The following is a 17,600-nucleotide window of genomic DNA, read 5'->3' as shown; positions in this document are numbered from 1 at the left end:
CCTCCACCTTCACATCCTGCATCCTCGTGCGCCCCCCCCCCCCCCCCCCGCGCGCCCCCCCCCCCCCCCGCGGCCCCCCCCCCCCCCCCGCCCCCCCCGCCCCCCCCCCCGCCGCCCCCCCCCCGCTGCTCCCGCCGGGCTCCGGGACGCCGCTCGGGCGACGTCCTGGGGCCCGATGTCGACAGGCCGGGGCCCTGCGCCCCCGCCCTTGGTCCGCGACATGAGAACCCCCGTTCCCCGTGGGCCCCGTTGTTCCCCCGTGGCCCCCGTTGTTCCCCCGTGGTGTTCCCCCGGTTTCCCCCGTCGATCGGCGGGCACGGCCGCCCGGACATGCGGCCCGGCGGTGTGCTCGTTACGATCGCCGTCGATTCTGCCGGTCCGGCGCCGCCGGAGGATCAACCCCGGGATGGACATCGCGGTCCACCCTCGGGTGGAGTGCAGGGCCGTCCGGAGAAAGGCGCGGGAGCGTGATACGGGTAGTAATCGTCGACGACGAGGCACTGGTGCGGACCGCGCTGCGGCGCATCCTCGAGTCCGCGGGCGACATCGCGGTCGCCGCCGACTGCGACAGCCGCGCCGCGCTGGCCGCCGTTCGCGCCTTGGCGCCCGACCTGGTGCTGCTGGACACCGTGATGCCGGAGCCCGACGGGCTGACCGTGCTGCGGGCCGTACGGGCGCTGCCCGACCCGCCGGCCGTCGCGATGCTCACCGGATTCGACACCGGCGCCCACATCACCGCCGCCATGCGCGCGGGCGCGACCGGTTTCCTGCTCAAGGACACGGCGGTGGCCACCCTCATCGACGCCGTGCGCGTGCTCGCGTCCGGCGGGACGGTCTTCACCCCGACCGTCAGCCGCGCGGTGGTCGACGGCTACCTGGGCACCGCCGACGCCCGCGAGGCGGAACCCGCCGGGGCGGCGCTGCACCGACTGACCGGACGGGAGCGGGAGGTGTTGCTGCTGGTCGCCGGGGGCCTGTCGAACCTGGAGATCGCCGAGCGGCTGTACATCACGGTCGCCACGGTGAAGGACCACGTCCGCGCGCTGCTGCGCAAGCTCGACGCGCCGAACCGGGTGTCGCTGGCCGTCCTGGCGCACCGGGCCGGACTCCGGCCGGAGAGCGCGACATGAGACTCCCCCGGGTCGCCGTCGACGGGTGCCTGGTCGCCGTCGCCGCGACGGAGGCCTGGGCCACCCGTTCCCTGGGAGGTCCCTTCGCGCTGACGGCGGCCTACGCGGCCGCGGGCGCCCTCGCCTTCCGCCGCCGCCTGCCCCTGACGGTGCTCCTGGCCACGCTGCCCGCCCTTTCCCTGGGCTATGTGTGGCTCGCGCCCATGGCGGCGCTCTACGGCGTCGCCGCCGACGGCGCCACCCTGACCGTGGCGCGGGCGCGGCGGCTGACCCGGCGGGGGCACGGGCCGCAGCCGCACCCGGGCCGCCGGCGGCTCGCGCCGCACATGGCCATCACGCTGGGCTGTGCGGCGGCCGTCGCCTTTGTGTCGTTCTTCCCCTGGCCGTGGATCGGAGAGGTGGACTGGGCCCCCGCGGCCACCGTGCTCGCCGTGCTGCTGTCCGCACTGCTGGCCGTGGCCCCGACCACGCTGGGGCTGCTGACCGCGTCACGCCGTGAACTGGCGGCGCGGCTCGCCGAGCTCGCCGAGAGCCGGGAGCGGGAACGGCGGCTGGCCGCGGAGCGGGCGGTGGTGCGGGAGCGCACCCGGCTCGCGCGGGAGATGCACGACACCGTGGCGCACCACATCAGCCTGATCGCCGTGCAGTCGGGCGCGCTGGAGGCGACCGCCCAGGGCGAGGAGGCGCGGGCCGCGGCCGGTACGGTGCGGCAGCTCAGCCGCGACGCGCTGGACGAACTGCGGCACATGGTGGGGCTGCTGCGGATGCCGGTGGCCGTGAGCGGCCCCGAGGAGGCCGGCCCCGGGCTCGCGGAACTGCCCACGCTGCTGGCCGCGGCCGGGCCGCAGGTGCGCGGCGATCTGCGCGCCCTGGACCGGGACGGCTGTCCGGCGCCGGTGCAGCACGCGGCGTACCGCACCGTGCAGGAGGCCCTGACCAACGCCCGCAAGTACGCGCCCGGCGCGCGGACCGACGTCACCGTACGGCTCGCCGCCGACGCGCTGCACGTCGCGGTGCGGAACGAGGCGTGCGGCGGCGCGCACGGCCCGGTGCTGCCGTCCGGCGGACACGGCCTGACCGGACTGCGGGAGCGTGCCGCCCAGCTGGGCGGCACCCTGGACGCGGGTCCGGCGCCGGACGGCGGCTTCCTGGTGCGGGCCGTACTGCCGCTGGGCGCGGACCGCTGAGTCGCTGGGTCAGGGCCGCGGGACGCGGACCACGCCCTCCTGGATGACGGAGACGGCGAGCCGCCCGTCCCGGGTGTAGATGCGCGCGGTGCCGAGCCCTCGCCCGCCGGAGGCGGACGGGCTCTGCTGGTCGTACAGCAGCCACTCGTCGGCGCGGAACGGCCGGTGGAACCACATGGCGTGGTCCAGGCTGGCCCCCACCACGTCGCCGACCGCCCAGCCGCCGCGCCCGTGGGCAAGCAGCACGGAGTCCAGCAGCGTCATGTCCGACACATAGGTGGCGAGGCACACGTGGAGCAGCGGGTCGTCGGCGAGCTTGCCGTTGGTGCGGAACCACACCTGGGAGCGCGGCTCACGCGGCCCGGCCTCGGCGGCGAGGAAGGGCGGGGCGTCGGCGTAGCGCAGGTCGACGGCGGCACGCGCCTCCAGGAGGCGGTCCACGACCGAGGGGTCGGGGAACCGGTCCCGGTGCGGGAGCAGCAGCTCCTCGCCCGTGGGCAGGGTCTCCGGGTCCGGTGCCGGCGGCATCGGCTCCTGGTGTTCGAGCCCGTCCTCGTACGTCTGGAAGGACGCGGACAGATGGAAGATCGGCTGCCCGTGCTGGACGGCGACGACCCGGCGGGTGGTGAAGGAGCGGCCGTCGCGGATCCGGTCGACCTGGTAGACGATCGGCGCTCCGGGGTCGCCCATGCGCAGGAAGTACGCGTGCAGGGAGTGGGCGTCGCGCCCCTCGGGGACCGTGCGCCCCGCCGCGACCAGCGCCTGGGCGGCGACCTGGCCCCCGAAGACGCGGGGGACGACGGCGGGGCGGCTGGCGCCGCGGAAGATGTCCCGCTCGATCCGCTCGAGGTCGAGCAGATCGAGCAGGGACTGCAGTGCGTGGTTGGTCACGTGGTTCTCTCGGGATCGGCGGACCGTCCGGTCACAGCCCCAGCGACTTGGCGATGATCGACTTCATGACCTCGCTGGTGCCGCCGTAGATGCGGTGCACACGGTTGTCCGCGTACAGGCGGGCGATCGGGTACTCCAGCATGTAGCCGTAGCCGCCGTGCAGCTGGAGGCAGCGGTCGATGACCTTGGCCGCGGTCTCGGTGCAGAAGAGCTTGGCGCGCGCGGCGTCGGCGGCGGTGAAGTCGCCGTGCTCGTGGGCCTCCAGGGCGCGGTCGACGACGGCCTGCATGGCGTCGACGTCGGAGGCGCACTCGGCGAGCACGAACTTGGTGTTCTGGAACTCGGCGACGGCCTTGCCGAAGACCTTGCGGTCGCGCACGTACTGGGTCGCGAAGCGGACGGCGGCGTCGGCCTGCGCGTAGGAGCCGACGGCGATCGCGAGGCGCTCGACGGGGAGGTTGTGGGCGAGGTAGGAGAAGGCCTTGCCCTCCTCGCCGAGCAGGTCCTCGACGGGGACCTTGACGTCGGTGAAGGACAGCTCGGCGGTGTCGGAGGTGCGCAGGCCGATCTTCTCCAGCTTGCGGCCGACGGCGTAGCCCTCGCTCGCGGTGTCGACCGCGAGGATCGACAGGCCGCCGCGGCGGTCCTCCGGCGTGGCGGGCGAGGTGCGGCAGACGACCAGCACGCGGTCGGCGACGACGCCGCCGGTGATGAAGGTCTTGGCGCCGTTGAGGACGTAGTGGGTGCCGTCCTCGGAGAGCTTGGCGTTGGTGGTCATGCCCGCCAGGTCCGAGCCGGTGCCGGGCTCGGTCATGGCGATCGCGGTCATCATGTCGCCGCTGACGAAGTCCGGCAGCCAGCGCTTCTTCTGCTCGTCGTTGGCGAACTCGAGGATGTACGGGAGCACCAGGCCGGTGTGCACGCCGCTGCTGCCGAAGCTGACGCCGGCGCGGGCGCACTCCTCGGTCACCACGGCGCTGAACTTCCAGCCCGTGATGCCGGCGCCGCCGTACTCCTCGGGCACCTCGATGCCGAAGATGCCCAGCTCGCCCAGGCGCCGGTAGAAGTCGCGGGGCGGGTACCCCGTCTCCTCCCACTCGGGGTAGACGGGCACGACCTCGTTGGCGATGAAGTCCCGGATCGTCTCCCGGAAGGCCTCGTGGTCCTCGTTGAATACCGTGCGACGCACTTGGCGCCTCCTCTGCACACCGAGCGATAAGCAAGCGCTCAGTAAGTTACTTCCCGGTTGCGCGCGCTGTCCAGAGCGGCGAAGGCGCCCAGGGCCAGCCGGTGGAGCAGGACGGCGGTCGCCGCGCGGCCGGGCAGCCCGCCGTGCGAACCGAGGTGCGGGGTGGAGTTGAGCAGGCCGAAGACGGCGTGGACGGCCGCGCGGACCTCGGCCTCGGCGGCCCGGGGGTGCACCTCGCGGACGACCGTGACCCACTGCTCGACGTACTGGCGCTGCAACTGGCGCACGAGCTTGCGGTCCGAGTCGCGCAGCCGGTCCAGCTCGCGGTCGTGGAGGATGATCAGCGCCCGGTCGTCCAGGGCGAAGTCGATGTGGCCGCGGACCAGGGCGTCCAGGGCGTCGGCCGGGCCGTCGGCCTCGGCCACCCGCATGCGGCCCGCGGAGTACAGCCGGCCGCTGATCCCGACGAGCAGCTCGGCGAGCATCGCGTCCTTGCCCGCGAAGTGCCGGTACAGCCCCGGGCCGCTGATCCCGACGGCCGCCCCTATCTCGTCCACGCCGACCCCGTGGAACCCGCGCTCGGCGAAGAGCCGCGCGGCCTCCCTCAGGATCTGGTCGCGCCTGCCGCTGGCCGCCTTGGCCGCCGTCCTCGTGGGCTCCACACCGCACCTTTCCGCGAGGCGTCCGGTCTGCGGATGCCCCCCGCGATCTCATCGTCCTACCATTCTAGACAGCCGTGTTAACGACCGCTAACGTGGTCGACAACACGTTAACGACCGCTAACTCCTCCGGGGGCCCGTGACATGGAAGCACCCGTCCTCGCCAGCGCCGCGGATCCGGCGAGCGAGGCCTACCGCGCCAACGAGAAGGCGCACGCCGAGCTGTCCGCACGGCTGCGCGAGAAGCTCGCCGCGGCCGCGCTCGGCGGCGGCGAGAAGGCCCGCGCCCGGCACACCGCGCGCGGCAAGCTGCTCCCCCGCGACCGGGTGGACGGCCTGCTGGACCCCGGATCGCCCTTCCTGGAGCTCGCCCCGCTGGCCGCCGACGGGATGTACGACGGCCAGGCCCCGGCCGCCGGCGTGGTCGCCGGGATCGGCCGGGTCTCCGGACGCGAGGTCGTGGTCGTCGCCAACGACGCCACCGTCAAGGGCGGCACGTACTACCCGATGACGGTCAAGAAGCACCTGCGCGCCCAGGAGATCGCCCTGGAGAACCGGCTGCCGTGCGTCTACCTGGTCGACTCCGGCGGCGCCTTCCTGCCCAAGCAGGACGAGGTCTTCCCCGACCGCGACCACTTCGGCCGGATCTTCTTCAACCAGGCCACCCTGTCCGCGCGCGGCATCCCGCAGATCGCCGCCGTCCTCGGCTCCTGCACGGCGGGCGGAGCCTACGTCCCCGCGATGAGCGACGAGGCGGTGATCGTCCGCGGCCAGGGCACGATCTTCCTCGGCGGCCCGCCGCTGGTGAAGGCCGCCACCGGCGAGGTCGTCACGGCAGAGGAGCTCGGCGGCGGCGAGGTGCACTCGCGCACCTCCGGCGTCACCGACCACCTGGCCGAGGACGATGCCCACGCGCTGCGCATCGTGCGCAACATCGTGGCCACCCTGCCCGACCGCGGCGAACTGCCCTGGGCGGTCCGCCCCGTCGAGGAGCCCGCCGTCGACCCGGCCGGGCTCTACGGCGCGGTCCCGGTCGACTCGCGCACCCCCTACGACGTCCGCGAGGTCATCGCCCGTCTCGTCGACGGCAGCCGCTTCGCGGAGTTCAAGGCCGAGTACGGCACGACGCTGGTCACCGGCTTCGCCCGGATCCACGGCCACCCGGTGGGCATCGTCGCCAACAACGGCATCCTGTTCTCCGAATCGGCCCAGAAGGGCGCGCACTTCATCGAGCTGTGCGACCAGCGCGGCATCCCGCTGCTCTTCCTGCAGAACATCTCCGGCTTCATGGTGGGCCGTCAGTACGAGGCGGGCGGCATCGCCAAGCACGGCGCCAAGATGGTGACGGCGGTCGCCACGACCCGGGTGCCCAAGCTGACCGTGGTCATCGGCGGCTCCTATGGCGCGGGCAACTACTCGATGTGCGGCCGCGCGTATTCGCCGCGCTTCCTGTGGATGTGGCCCAACGCCAAGATCTCCGTCATGGGCGGCGAGCAGGCGGCCTCCGTGCTGGCCACTGTCAAGCGCGACCAGATCGAGGCGGCCGGCGACACCTGGGCGGCGGAGGACGAGGAGGGCTTCAAGGCCCCCATCCGCGCCCAGTACGAGGAGCAGGGCAACGCCTACTACGCGACGGCCCGGCTGTGGGACGACGGGGTCATCGACCCCCTGCAGACCCGTCAGGTGCTGGGACTGGCCCTGACCGCCTGCGCCAACGCGCCGATTCCGCAACGCGATCCGCAGGCGCCGGGCTTCGGCGTCTTCCGGATGTAGGGGGAGCACTGTGATGTCAGCGAAGTCTGCGATGTTCGACACCGTCCTGGTGGCCAACCGCGGCGAGATCGCCGTCCGCGTCATCCGCACCCTGCGGCGGCTCGGGATCCGCTCCGTGGCCGTCTTCAGCGACGCCGACGCCGGCGCCCGCCATGTGCGCGAGGCCGACACCGCCGTGCGGATCGGCCCCGCGGCGGCCGCCGAGAGCTATCTGTCGATCGAGCGCCTGCTGGAGGCGGCCGCCCGCACCGGCGCCCAGGCCGTCCACCCCGGCTACGGCTTCCTCGCCGAGAACGCCGCCTTCGCCCGCGCCTGCGCGGACGCGGGGCTCGCCTTCATCGGGCCGCCCGCCCGGGCCATCGAGCTCATGGGCGACAAGATCCGCGCCAAGGAGACCGTCCGCGAGGCCGGGGTCCCGGTGGTGCCGGGCAGCAGCGGCAGCGGGCTCAGCGACGAGCAGCTGACGGCCGCCGCGCTGGAGATCGGCACCCCGGTGCTGCTCAAGCCCTCCGCGGGCGGCGGCGGCAAGGGCATGCGCCTGGTGCGCGACACGGCCCTGCTCCCGGAGGAGATCGCGGCCGCCCGCCGGGAGGCGCGCGGCTCTTTCGGGGACGACACCCTGCTGGTGGAGCGGTGGATCGACCGCCCGCGGCACATCGAGATCCAGGTACTGGCCGACGGCCACGGCAACGTGGTCCACCTCGGCGAGCGCGAGTGCTCCCTGCAGCGCCGCCACCAGAAGGTGATCGAGGAGGCCCCCTCGGTCCTGCTGGACGAGGCCACCCGGGCCGCCATGGGCGCGGCCGCCGTTCAGGCGGCGCTGTCGTGCGGCTACGTCGGCGCGGGCACCGTGGAGTTCATCGTCCCGGGCGCCGATCCGTCCGCCTACTGCTTCATGGAGATGAACACCCGCCTCCAGGTCGAGCACCCCGTCACCGAGCTGGTCACCGGGCTGGACCTGGTGGAGTGGCAGCTGCGGATCGCCGCCGGCGAGCGGCTCTCGTTCGGCCAGGACGAGGTCGCCCTGACCGGGCACGCCGTCGAGGCCCGGATCTGCGCCGAGGTCCCCTCACGGAACTTCCTGCCGTCGGCGGGCACCGTTCTGGCGCTGGACGAGCCTGCAGGCGAGGGGGTGCGCGTCGACTCCGGGCTGTCGGCCGGCAGCGAGATCGGCACGTCCTACGACCCCATGCTCGCCAAGGTCATCGCGTACGGCCCCGACCGCCCGACCGCGCTGCGCCGGCTGCGGGCCGCCCTCGCCGGGACGACCGTGCTGGGTCTGGACACCAACACCGGCTTCCTGCGCCGGCTTCTGGCCCACCCCGACGTGGTGTCCGGCGAGATGGACACTGGTCTGATCGACCGGGAGCTCGCGGGCCTGGTGCCCTCCGAGGTGCCCGTCGAGGTGTACGCGGCGGCCGCGCTGCTGCGGCACGCGGCCCTGGAGCCGGCGGAGGCCGGCGGCGGCTGGCGGGATCCCTTCTCCGTGCCGAGCGGCTGGCGGCTCGGCGGGGAGCCCGCCTGGACCGACCACTGGCTGCGCGTGCCCGGTGCCGACGCCGTGCGGGTCCGCGTCCGCGGCGGCGCAGCGGAGGCCGAGGTGCGGATCGCGGAGGCCGCCGCGGTGCGCGCCCGGCTGCTCCGGGGTCACGGGCAGCGGATCACCGTCGAGTGGGACGGCGTCACCCATGTCTTCGACCACGCGGGCGACTGGCTCGGCAGGGACGGCGACGGCTGGCGCCTCCAGCCCCACGACCCGGTCGAGGCGGCGCTGCGGGGCGGTGCCGGCGGCGGCGGGGTCGACACCCTGGCCGCGCCCATGCCGGGCACGGTGACGGTGGTCAAGGTCGCCAAGGGCGACGAGGTCACCGCGGGCCAGAGCCTGCTCGTGGTGGAGGCGATGAAGATGGAACACGTCATCACCGCCCCGCACGACGGCACCGTCACCGAGATCGACGTGACCCCGGGCAGCACCGTCGCCATGGACCAGGTGCTCGCCGTGGTCACCCCGCACCAGGAGGAGGCGGAATGACGGCCGTCGAACGCACCCCGGGGCTGCCCCTGTCCGTGCCGCTGGACGGGCTCCCGCGACGGGTGCGCATCCACGAGGTCGGCGCACGCGACGGACTGCAGAACGAGAAGACCGCGGTGCCCACCGAGGTCAAGGCGGAATTCGTGCACCGCCTGGCCGACGCCGGGCTGACGACGATCGAGGCGACCAGCTTCGTGCACCCGAAGTGGGTGCCCCAGCTAGCCGACGCCGAGCAGCTGATGCCGCTGCTGGACGACCTGGGCGACGGAATCCGGCTGCCCGTGCTCGTGCCCAACCGGCGCGGCCTGGAGCGGGCCCTGGCCCTCGGGGTGCGCGAGGTGGCCGTCTTCGGCAGCGCCACCGAGTCCTTCGCCAAGGCCAATCTCAACCGCACGATCGACGAGTCGCTGGAGATGTTCGCCCCCGTCGTCGCCGCCGCCAAGGAGGCGGGTGCGAAGGTGCGCGGCTATCTGTCGATGTGCTTCGGGGACCCCTGGGAGGGCCCGGTCCCCGTGCCGCAGGTCGCCGCGGTCGCCCGCCGGCTGTACGACCTGGGCTGCGACGAGCTCAGCCTCGGCGACACCATCGGCGTCGCCACGCCCGGCCACGTCGTGGCGCTGCTCGACACCCTGACCGGCCTGGACGTGCCCGTCGAGAGACTCGCCGTCCACTTCCACGACACCTACGGCCAGGCGCTGTCCAACACCCTGGCCGCCCTCCGGCAGGGCGTGACCGTGGTCGACGCCTCCGCCGGCGGCCTCGGCGGCTGCCCCTACGCCAAGAGCGCCACCGGAAACCTCGCCACCGAAGACCTGGTCTGGATGCTCGACGGCCTCGGCGTCGAGACCGGGGTCGATCTCAGCCGCCTCACCGCCACCAGCGTGTGGATGGCGGAGCAATTGGGCCGACCGAGCCCGTCCCGTACCGTCCGCGCCCTCTCCCACCAGGAGTGACCCTGCCATGACGACCGCCCACCGGCTCCCCGCCGAGTACGAGGAACTCCGCCGCACGGTGGAGGAGTTCGCGCACGACGTCGTCGCGCCGAAGATCGGCGAGTTCTACGAGCACGACGAGTTCCCCTACGAGATCATCCGCGAGATGGGCCGCATGGGCCTGTTCGGCCTGCCCTTCCCCGAGGAGTACGGGGGCATGGGCGGCGACTACTTCGCCCTGTGCATCGCCCTGGAGGAGCTCGCCCGGGTGGACTCCTCCGTGGCGATCACCCTGGAGGCGGGGGTCTCCCTCGGCGCCATGCCGGTCTTCCGCTTCGGCACCGAGGAGCAGAAGCGGCAGTGGCTGCCGCAGCTGACCTCCGGCGAGCAGCTGGGCGCGTTCGGGCTGACCGAGCCGGACTGCGGCTCCGACGCCGGCGGCACCCGCACCACGGCCCGGCTGGACGAGGCGACCGGCGAGTGGGTGATCAACGGCACCAAGAGCTTCATCACCAACTCGGGCACCGACATCACCTCGCTGGTCACGGTCACGGCCGTCACCGGTCGCAAGGAGGACGGCCGCCCGGAGATCTCCTCGATCATCGTGCCGTCCGGCACCCCCGGCTTCACGGTCTCGAAGAAGTACAGCAAGGTCGGCTGGAACGCCTCCGACACCCGCGAGCTCTCCTTCTCCGACTGCCGCGTGCCGGCCGCCAACCTGCTGGGCGAGCGGGGCCGCGGCTACGCCCAGTTCCTGCGCATCCTGGACGAGGGCCGGATCGCCATCGCGGCGCTGGCCACCGGTCTGGCACAGGGCTGTGTGGACGAGTCGGTGGCGTACGCCAAGGAGCGCACCGCCTTCGGCCGCCCGATCGGGAGCAACCAGGCGGTCGCCTTCAAGCTCGCCGACATGGAGATGCGCGCCCACACCGCCCGGCTGGCCTGGCGGGACGCGGCGGCGCGGCTGGTCGCCGGGGAGCCGTTCAAGAAGGAGGCGGCGATGGCCAAGCTCTACTCCTCGGAGATCGCGGTCACCAACGCCCGCGAGGCCACCCAGGTGCACGGCGGCTACGGCTTCATGAACGAGTACCCGGTCGCCCGCATGTGGCGGGACTCCAAGATCCTGGAGATCGGCGAGGGCACCAGCGAGGTGCAGCGCATGCTGATCGCACGGGAGCTCGGCCTTCCGGCGTAGTTTTCGCAGCCCCCTGCCCGATATCGGGCAGAAATCTTGCGATCAGCCTCCTCCTTCCCTCAGTATCGACCGGTGCTCGAACGCCGGACGACCCATGACGACCTCGTCGACCACCTGGTGCGGACCACGCCGCTGCAACGCGGCGAGGCCGCCCGGGTGGTCCTCGACGTTCTGGCGTACTTCGACGAGACGGCCGAGGACTTCGTACGGCGCCGCCACCGCGAACTGCAGGCCAAGGGTCTGCAGAACGCGGAGATCTTCGAACAGATCACGGCCGAGCTGCCGCACCGGGCGGTCGCCCCGCCCGCGTACTCACTGCGGCAGCTGCGCCGCCTCGTCTACGGCTGACTGCGACACCGGGCCGCCTCGTGCGACCGGGAGGGACGGAAACATGTGTGGAATCGTCGGCTACATCGGGAAGCGTGATGTCGCCCCCCTGCTGCTGGAGGGCCTGCAGCGACTGGAGTACCGCGGATACGACTCCGCGGGCATCGTGATCTCCGGCAGGTCCGGCGGGCTCAAGGCCGTCAAGGCCAAGGGCCGCGTCCGCGAGCTGGAGGCACGGGTCCCCAAGCGCTTCGCCGGCACCACCGGCATAGCCCACACCCGCTGGGCCACCCACGGCGCCCCGAGCGACGAGAACGCACACCCGCACCTCGACACCGAGGGCAAGGTCGCCGTCGTCCACAACGGCATCGTCGACAACGCCTCCGAGCTGCGCGCCAAGCTGGAGGCCGACGGCGTGGTCTTCGCCTCCGAGACCGACACCGAGGTCATCACCCACCTCGTCGCCCGCTCCCAGGCCGAGTCCCTGGAGGAGAAGGTCCGCGAGGCGCTGAAAGTCATCGACGGCACCTACGGCATCGCCGTCATGCACGCCGACTTCCCCGACCGGATCGTCGTGGCCCGCAACGGCTCGCCGGTGGTCCTCGGCATCGGCGAGAAGGAGATGTTCGTCGCCTCCGACGTCGCCGCGCTGATCTCCCACACCCGCCAGGTCGTCACCCTCGACGACGGCGAGATGGCCACCCTGAAGGCCGACGACTTCCGCACCTACACGACCTCGGGCACCCGCACCACCGCCACCCCCGAGACCGTGGAGTGGGAGGCCGCCTCCTACGACATGGGCGGCCACGACACATACATGCACAAGGAGATCAGCGAGCAGCCCGACGCGGTCGACCGCGTGCTGCGCGGCCGGATCGACGACAAGTTCTCCACCGTGCACCTGGGCGGCCTGAACCTCGACGCCCGCGAGGCCCGCGGCATCCGCCGGGTGAAGATCCTCGGCTGCGGCACCTCGTACCACGCCGGCCTGATCGGCGCCTCGCTGATCGAGGGCCTGGCCCGTATCCCGGCCGACTCCGAGCCGGCCTCCGAGTTCCGCTACCGCAACCCGGTCGTGGACCCCGACACCCTCTACATCGCCGTCTCGCAGTCCGGTGAGACCTACGACGTGCTGGCGGCGGTCCAGGAGCTCAAGCGCAAGGGCGCCCGCGTCCTGGGCGTGGTGAACGTGGTGGGCTCCGCGATCGCCCGGGAGACCGACGGCGGCGTCTACGTGCACGCCGGGCCGGAGGTCTGCGTCGTCTCCACCAAGTGCTTCACCAACACCGTCGTCGCCTTCGCGCTGCTCGCCCTGCACCTGGGCCGCATCCGCGACCTGTCGGTGGCCGACGGCAAGCGGATCATCGAGGGCCTGCGCAGGCTGCCCGAGCAGATCCAGGAGATCCTCACGCAGGAGGACGACATCGCGAAGCTGGCGGCCGAGTACGCGGAGGCCAAGTCGATGATGTTCATCGGCCGGGTCCGCGGCTACCCGGTCGCGCTGGAGGCGTCCCTGAAGCTCAAGGAGATCTCCTACATCCACGCCGAGGCCTACCCGGCCTCCGAGCTCAAGCACGGCCCGCTGGCGCTGATCGAGCCCGCGATGCCGACGGTGGCGATCGTCCCGGACGACTCGCTGCTGGAGAAGAACCGCGCCGCGATGGAGGAGATCAAGGCCCGCAGCGGCCGGATCCTGGCGGTCGCGCACCAGGCGCAGGAGAAGGCCGACCACACGATCCTCGTCCCGAAGAACGAGGACGAGCTCGACCCGATCCTGATGGGCATCCCGCTGCAGTTGCTGGCGTACCACACGGCGCTGGCCCTGGGCCGGGACATCGACAAGCCGCGCAACCTCGCGAAGTCCGTGACCGTCGAGTAGCCGGCGGCCCCGGCACGCACGAGGCCCCCCGCGCCCCAGGGCGCGGGGGGCCTCGCCGCTGCTTCCCCGGGCGGTCAGGCCGCGTGCCCGCGGTGCGGCACGGCCAGCCGCCAGCCGTCGGCGAGGGCACGCCGCCCCCAGGCGGCGTTGGTGAGCAGTGCCGTCCCGCCGTACCAGGCGACCGCGCCGGCCGCGAGGCCGACCCAGCCGGCCACCTTGCCGAGGCCCCCGTTGGAGGCGAGGGCCGCGACACCGAACAGCGCCATGGACACGGTCAGCAGCCCGAAGGCCGCCTGCGCCACGCCGCCCATCTGCCACGCGGCCATCGTGAGGCTGAGCGCCGCCAGCGCCCACAGGAGCATGAACAGCCCGGTGACCTCCTTGCTCGCGCCCGCGCCGGACGCCGCCGACCAGGTCACCCAGAGGGCGCCGAGCAGGGCGAAGGCGGTGCCGGTGAAGCTGTTGCCACCGTAGAACTCCCACATGCCGGCGACGAATTGCGTGACGCCGCCGACGATGAGCGCGAGTCCCGCGGCGTCGGCCGCCGCGGTGTTGTCGAATACGCCCGTGCTGAGCAGCCCAAAGGCGATCAGTGTCAGGCCGAGTGCCAGATATCCCAGAGCCGTGGCGCCGGCTCGTGCGGTGCTTGCCGTGGAGACGTCGTTGTCCACCGCGGGCCCCCTTCGGGTACGAGGGAAGAAACTGCAGGTGAGATACCCTTCACAAGGGCACAAGCAATCCCGCGAAGCCCTTCTTCCCGGCAACGTGCCCGAATCGTTATGGAATGACCACGACAGGTCGCTGAGCGCGCCGGGCGAGCCGCCCGGCGACCGACCCGAAGATCTTGCCGATGATCCCGTGCGTCCCACCGACCACGATGGCGTCGGCCTCGTACTCCCGGCCGACCTCCTCCAGTTCGTGGCAGATGTCGCCGCCGCGCTCGACCAGGATCCACGGCACCTCCGACAGGTGGTCGGCGCAGGCGAGTTCCAGGCCGAGCACCTCGGTGCGGTGGTCGGGGACGTCCACGAAGACCGGCGGTTCGCAGCCGGCCCACACCGTCGCCGGAAGCCGGTTGGCGACATGCACGATGATCAGCGCGGAACCGGACCGGCGCGCCATGCCGATGGCGTACGCCAGAGCCCGTTCGCTGGACACGGAGCCGTCGAAACCGACGACCACACCGTGCCGGAACGCGGGATCGCAGGAAGTGCGCGGCTCGCTGTCCGCCTCGGGCACCGCCGCCGATTCGGCGAGCGGCTTTCCGTCGGCGGGCTCGGGGAGCTCGTAACCGGCCATGATGCGGATTCTCGGCAAGGTCGGCGCCGGGAGCGCCGAGTGGGCGGACAACAACACTGCGGGGGCCGCGGGACCGGCCTGATTTCGACCGGTAAGGGGCTGCCCTTCCCGCTGACTCCAGAGTACGGCGACTGGGGGCCCCTGCACAGATGCGCAGGCGCCCTCACAGCGTCCCCCTACCCCGGAGTTTCCAGGAGAATGCCGGAGCCGGGCCGCCGAGCGCAACGCCTCACCGCCAATCGGACAAGTCACCCCGCGCCCGGCCGCCTCCAGATGTCCGCCTCCGGCCATATCCGGAATCGTCCTCCGGCCCCTCGGAGGGACGGGGGGCGCACTCGATACCCGGCCACCCAGGGGGCGTACGACGGAGCGCTGACCTGGGGTGCGTGCAGGACTTCCCATCATTTTCGGCCAACTTCCCCCTGTGCAAAGGTACTTGATGACAAGTGCCGCAACCTCCGCTGTCACCAGGGCGGAAGCGGAATGAGGGGGCGCACGGACGTTGTGCGCCGGTCCCGCGCCCGGGAGGCACACTTCACGAGGGGAACGCTTCGTGATCGAATGCTTCACGCCACGTGGTCATGTCGACATACCGGCAGGTGGTGAACTTGCCACTGCGGGTGCATCGGACCCAGTAGATTCGATCTTGAGCGACAACGGCGGGGGACCCGTGCAGGACCGAGAGGACCAGACGACCGAGGGGGGCTTGAGCTCCATGACACAGGAGTCCAGGACCGGCACCATGGCGGAGATCCAGTCGGCCGCCGGCATGTCCACCGCACCGTCCGCGTCAACGGGGACAACGGGCCTCGCGCACGCCCCGGGAGCGCCCGGCGCCCCGGTGAGCGCCCCCGTCCCGCCCGGCCCGTCCGGAGCGGCCCAACAGGGCCGCGCGCCACGCAAGTTGTCGGCGCGGCGCCGTCAGGAAGTCGTCGCCGTCATGCTGTTCAGCGGCGGACCCATCTTCGAGAGCTCCATCCCGCTCTCGGTGTTCGGCATCGACCGCCAGGACGCCGGCGTGCCGCGCTACCGGCTGCTGGTCTGCGCGGGCGAGGACGGCCCGCTGCGCACCACCGGCGGGCTGGAGTTGTCCGCCCCGTACGGCCTGGAGGCGCTGTCCCGGGCCGGCACGGTCGTCGTGCCCGCCTGGCGGTCCATCTCGCAACCGCCGCCCGCCGAGGCGCTGGACGCGCTGCGCCGCGCCCACGAGGAGGGCGCGCGCATCATCGGCCTGTGCACCGGCGCCTTCGTGCTCGCCGCCGCCGGGCTGCTGGACGGCCGCCCCGCCACCACGCACTGGATGTACGCCCCGACCCTCGCCAAGCGCTACCCGTCGGTCCACGTCGATCCGCGGGAGCTGTTCGTCGACGACGGCGACGTGCTCACCAGCGCGGGCACCGCCGCCGGCATCGACCTGTGTCTGCACGTCGTACGGACCGACCACGGCGGCGAGGCCGCCAACGCGCTCGCCCGCCGGCTGGTCGTGCCTCCCCGGCGCGGCGACTGGGGCGGCCAGCCCCGGCACCTCGACCGCTCTTTACCGGAGGAGATCGGCGGCGATCCGCTCGCCGAGGTCGTCGCCTGGGCACTGGAGCACCTGCACGAGCAGTTCGACGTGGAGACCCTCGCCGCCCGCGCCTACATGAGCCGCCGCACCTTCGACCGCCGCTTCCGCACGCTGACCGGGAGCGCCCCCCTGCAGTGGCTGATCACCCAGCGCGTCCTGCAGGCCCAGCGGCTGCTGGAGACCTCCGACTACTCCGTCGACGAGGTCGCCGCGCGCTGCGGCTTCCGCTCCCCCGTCGCGCTGCGCGGTCACTTCCGCCGCCAGCTCGGCTCCTCCCCCGCCTCCTACCGTGCCGCCTACCGCGCCCGGCGCCCGCAGGACGAGCCGGACGCCTCCGCGCTCCCCGCCACCCGGGAACCGCGCGGCCCCGAGGCGGGCGGCGTCCCGGCCCCGCGCCGCGGTCCCGTCCCCGCGGCCGACCGCGGCCACGGCGGAGTGCTGCAGATCCCCGGCCAGGCCGGTCCCACCGGACCGGGCGCGCTCAAGACCGACGGCGAGCCGCCCTTCGCGGCCCGCATCCCCGAGCAGCCGGGCAGCCGCTTCGACCCCCGGGAGCCGCACGGATCCCGGCGGCCGCGCGGCGACCGGGACGGCCGCGACGGACGCAGCCGCAACGCGGCTATGCCTGCTCCACGGGATCGCCCCGTAGGGTGAGACGTATGAACGACCGGATGGTGTGGATCGACTGCGAGATGACCGGGCTCTCCCTGGCCCACGACGCTCTGATCGAGGTGGCGGCACTCGTCACCGACTCGGAGCTCAATGTGCTCGGTGAGGGGGTGGACATCGTCATCCGTCCGCCGGCCGAGGCCCTGGAGAGCATGCCGGAGATCGTCCGCACGATGCACACCGCCTCCGGCCTGCTGGACGAGCTCGACGGCGGGGTGACCCTGGAGGAGGCCGAGAAGCTGGTCCTGGACTACGTCCGCCAGTACGTGGCCGAGCCCCGCAAGGCCCCCCTGTGCGGCAACTCGGTCTCCACCGACCGCGGCTTCCTCGCCCGGGACATGGCCACGCTGGAACAGCACCTGCACTACCGCATCGTGGACGTCTCCTCGATCAAGGAGCTGGCCCGGCGCTGGTACCCCCGCGCCTACTTCGCCAGCCCGGAGAAGAACGGCAACCACCGCGCGCTCGCCGACATCCGGGAGTCCATCGCGGAGCTGCGCTACTACCGGGAGGCGGTCTTCGTGCCCCAGCCGGGACCCGACACCGACACGGCGCGCTCGATCGCGGCGAAGTACGTCCTGCCTGCGGAAACGGCCGGCTGAGGGACCCGCGGGAAACGTGGCAGCGAGCACCCCGTCGGACCCTGTACACTTTTTCTCGGCCGGTGCGCAGCAGTGAGAAGCGCCGGTCGTGGTGGGTGTAGCTCAGCTGGTAGAGCACCTGGTTGTGGTCCAGGATGTCGCGGGTTCGAGTCCCGTCACTCACCCTGATGAAGCAGGGCCCGGTCCGCGAAAGCGGACCGGGCCCTCGTCGTATGCCCCCGCAGTACCCGCAGTCCCCGGGACCCCGCGGGCCCCGGGGTCACGCATCC

15 protein-coding genes and 1 tRNA gene are annotated in these 17,600 nt (G+C 72.8%); 11 read left to right on the top strand and 5 right to left on the bottom strand.

The genetic code is table 11. From position 1 onward, the window contains the following. Nucleotides 1-467 precede the first annotated feature (467 nt). Both AB0F62_RS22305 and AB0F62_RS22300 read left to right on the top strand, forming a co-directional pair. Nucleotides 468-1,130, top strand: coding sequence for a response regulator transcription factor (locus AB0F62_RS22305; protein ID WP_361801618.1), 663 nt, complete (start codon nucleotides 468-470; stop codon nucleotides 1,128-1,130). Next, nucleotides 1,127-2,317 carry a histidine kinase gene (locus AB0F62_RS22300; protein ID WP_361801615.1) on the top strand — a complete coding sequence of 397 codons (1,191 nt, stop codon included), beginning with the start codon at nucleotides 1,127-1,129 and terminating at the stop codon, nucleotides 2,315-2,317. Before AB0F62_RS22305 ends, AB0F62_RS22300 begins: the two co-directional genes overlap by 4 nt. A gap of 9 nt (nucleotides 2,318-2,326) precedes the next feature. Here AB0F62_RS22300 and AB0F62_RS22295 read toward each other — a convergent pair whose 3' ends face one another. From AB0F62_RS22295 to AB0F62_RS22285, 3 genes are read right to left on the bottom strand one after another with little or no spacing between them, the layout of a single operon-like run. Next, complete coding sequence (locus AB0F62_RS22295) at nucleotides 2,327-3,208, bottom strand: acyl-CoA thioesterase II (protein ID WP_361801612.1); 882 nt, start codon at nucleotides 3,206-3,208, stop codon at nucleotides 2,327-2,329. Between the two features lie 31 nt (nucleotides 3,209-3,239). After that, nucleotides 3,240-4,397, bottom strand: coding sequence for an acyl-CoA dehydrogenase family protein (locus AB0F62_RS22290; protein ID WP_361801609.1), 1,158 nt, complete (start codon nucleotides 4,395-4,397; stop codon nucleotides 3,240-3,242). A gap of 38 nt (nucleotides 4,398-4,435) precedes the next feature. Then, on the bottom strand, nucleotides 4,436-5,059 hold the full coding sequence (locus AB0F62_RS22285; RefSeq protein WP_361801606.1) for a TetR/AcrR family transcriptional regulator: 624 nt from the start codon (nucleotides 5,057-5,059) through the stop codon (nucleotides 4,436-4,438). A 141-nt stretch (nucleotides 5,060-5,200) separates the two neighbouring features. On the opposite strand from AB0F62_RS22285, the gene AB0F62_RS22280 reads away from it, so the two are divergent. The 6 genes from AB0F62_RS22280 to glmS all read left to right on the top strand — a co-directional run bounded on the left by AB0F62_RS22280 (nucleotide 5,201) and on the right by glmS (nucleotide 13,194). After that, a complete protein-coding gene (locus AB0F62_RS22280) occupies nucleotides 5,201-6,829 on the top strand; it encodes a carboxyl transferase domain-containing protein (RefSeq protein ID WP_361801603.1) in 1,629 nt (542 codons plus the stop codon). 31 nt (nucleotides 6,830-6,860) lie between these two features. Next, the gene (locus tag AB0F62_RS22275; protein ID WP_361801636.1) at nucleotides 6,861-8,861 is read left to right on the top strand and encodes a biotin carboxylase N-terminal domain-containing protein; all 2,001 of its coding nucleotides are present in this window, start codon (nucleotides 6,861-6,863) and stop codon (nucleotides 8,859-8,861) included. Next, complete coding sequence (locus tag AB0F62_RS22270) at nucleotides 8,858-9,814, top strand: hydroxymethylglutaryl-CoA lyase (RefSeq protein WP_361801600.1); 957 nt, start codon at nucleotides 8,858-8,860, stop codon at nucleotides 9,812-9,814. The genes AB0F62_RS22275 and AB0F62_RS22270 overlap by 4 nt, the downstream gene beginning before the upstream one ends. A gap of 7 nt (nucleotides 9,815-9,821) precedes the next feature. Further along, the gene (locus AB0F62_RS22265; RefSeq protein WP_361801597.1) at nucleotides 9,822-10,988 is read left to right on the top strand and encodes an acyl-CoA dehydrogenase family protein; all 1,167 of its coding nucleotides are present in this window, start codon (nucleotides 9,822-9,824) and stop codon (nucleotides 10,986-10,988) included. 72 nt (nucleotides 10,989-11,060) lie between these two features. Continuing rightward, on the top strand, nucleotides 11,061-11,336 hold the full coding sequence (locus AB0F62_RS22260) for a hypothetical protein (protein ID WP_361801594.1): 276 nt from the start codon (nucleotides 11,061-11,063) through the stop codon (nucleotides 11,334-11,336). A gap of 43 nt (nucleotides 11,337-11,379) precedes the next feature. Continuing rightward, nucleotides 11,380-13,194, top strand: coding sequence for a glutamine--fructose-6-phosphate transaminase (isomerizing) (gene glmS, locus AB0F62_RS22255; protein ID WP_361801591.1), 1,815 nt, complete (start codon nucleotides 11,380-11,382; stop codon nucleotides 13,192-13,194). Between the two features lie 74 nt (nucleotides 13,195-13,268). On the opposite strand, the gene AB0F62_RS22250 is transcribed toward glmS, so the two are convergent. Both AB0F62_RS22250 and AB0F62_RS22245 read right to left on the bottom strand, forming a co-directional pair. After that, nucleotides 13,269-13,865, bottom strand: a complete 597-nt coding sequence (locus tag AB0F62_RS22250; RefSeq protein ID WP_361801588.1) for an acetate uptake transporter — start codon at nucleotides 13,863-13,865, stop codon at nucleotides 13,269-13,271. A gap of 106 nt (nucleotides 13,866-13,971) precedes the next feature. Next, nucleotides 13,972-14,493 carry a universal stress protein gene (locus AB0F62_RS22245; RefSeq protein ID WP_361801585.1) on the bottom strand — a complete coding sequence of 174 codons (522 nt, stop codon included), beginning with the start codon at nucleotides 14,491-14,493 and terminating at the stop codon, nucleotides 13,972-13,974. 940 nt (nucleotides 14,494-15,433) lie between these two features. Here AB0F62_RS22245 and AB0F62_RS22240 point away from each other — a divergent pair. The 3 genes from AB0F62_RS22240 to AB0F62_RS22230 all read left to right on the top strand — a co-directional run bounded on the left by AB0F62_RS22240 (nucleotide 15,434) and on the right by AB0F62_RS22230 (nucleotide 17,495). Continuing rightward, nucleotides 15,434-16,714, top strand: coding sequence for a helix-turn-helix domain-containing protein (locus AB0F62_RS22240; protein WP_361801633.1), 1,281 nt, complete (start codon nucleotides 15,434-15,436; stop codon nucleotides 16,712-16,714). Nucleotides 16,715-16,719: 5 nt separating this feature from the next. Continuing rightward, a complete protein-coding gene (gene orn / locus AB0F62_RS22235; RefSeq protein WP_361801582.1) occupies nucleotides 16,720-17,331 on the top strand; it encodes an oligoribonuclease in 612 nt (203 codons plus the stop codon). 91 nt (nucleotides 17,332-17,422) lie between these two features. Then, a tRNA-His gene (locus AB0F62_RS22230) sits at nucleotides 17,423-17,495 on the top strand. Nucleotides 17,496-17,600 lie beyond the last annotated feature (105 nt).

Source organism: Streptomyces sp. NPDC026673, assembly GCF_040638135.1.
In the GTDB taxonomy this organism is placed as follows: domain Bacteria; phylum Actinomycetota; class Actinomycetes; order Streptomycetales; family Streptomycetaceae; genus Actinacidiphila.
Note: the sequence above shows the minus strand (reverse complement) of the source record. Positions and strands in the feature narration are given on the sequence as shown.

What these genes read in the sequence shown, in the direction of transcription:
- AB0F62_RS22300 (WP_361801615.1), top strand. Translation starts at nt 1,127, where the DNA reads ATGAGACTCCCCCGGGTCGCCGTCGACGGGTGCCTGGTCGCCGTCGCC.
- AB0F62_RS22280 (WP_361801603.1), top strand. Translation starts at nt 5,201, where the DNA reads ATGGAAGCACCCGTCCTCGCCAGCGCCGCGGATCCGGCGAGCGAGGCC.
- AB0F62_RS22275 (WP_361801636.1), top strand. Translation starts at nt 6,861, where the DNA reads ATGTTCGACACCGTCCTGGTGGCCAACCGCGGCGAGATCGCCGTCCGC.
- AB0F62_RS22270 (WP_361801600.1), top strand. Translation starts at nt 8,858, where the DNA reads ATGACGGCCGTCGAACGCACCCCGGGGCTGCCCCTGTCCGTGCCGCTG.
- AB0F62_RS22265 (WP_361801597.1), top strand. Translation starts at nt 9,822, where the DNA reads ATGACGACCGCCCACCGGCTCCCCGCCGAGTACGAGGAACTCCGCCGC.
- glmS (WP_361801591.1), top strand. Translation starts at nt 11,380, where the DNA reads ATGTGTGGAATCGTCGGCTACATCGGGAAGCGTGATGTCGCCCCCCTG.
- AB0F62_RS22245 (WP_361801585.1), bottom strand. Translation starts at nt 14,493, where the DNA reads ATGGCCGGTTACGAGCTCCCCGAGCCCGCCGACGGAAAGCCGCTCGCC.
- AB0F62_RS22240 (WP_361801633.1), top strand. Translation starts at nt 15,434, where the DNA reads ATGCTGTTCAGCGGCGGACCCATCTTCGAGAGCTCCATCCCGCTCTCG.
- orn (WP_361801582.1), top strand. Translation starts at nt 16,720, where the DNA reads ATGAACGACCGGATGGTGTGGATCGACTGCGAGATGACCGGGCTCTCC.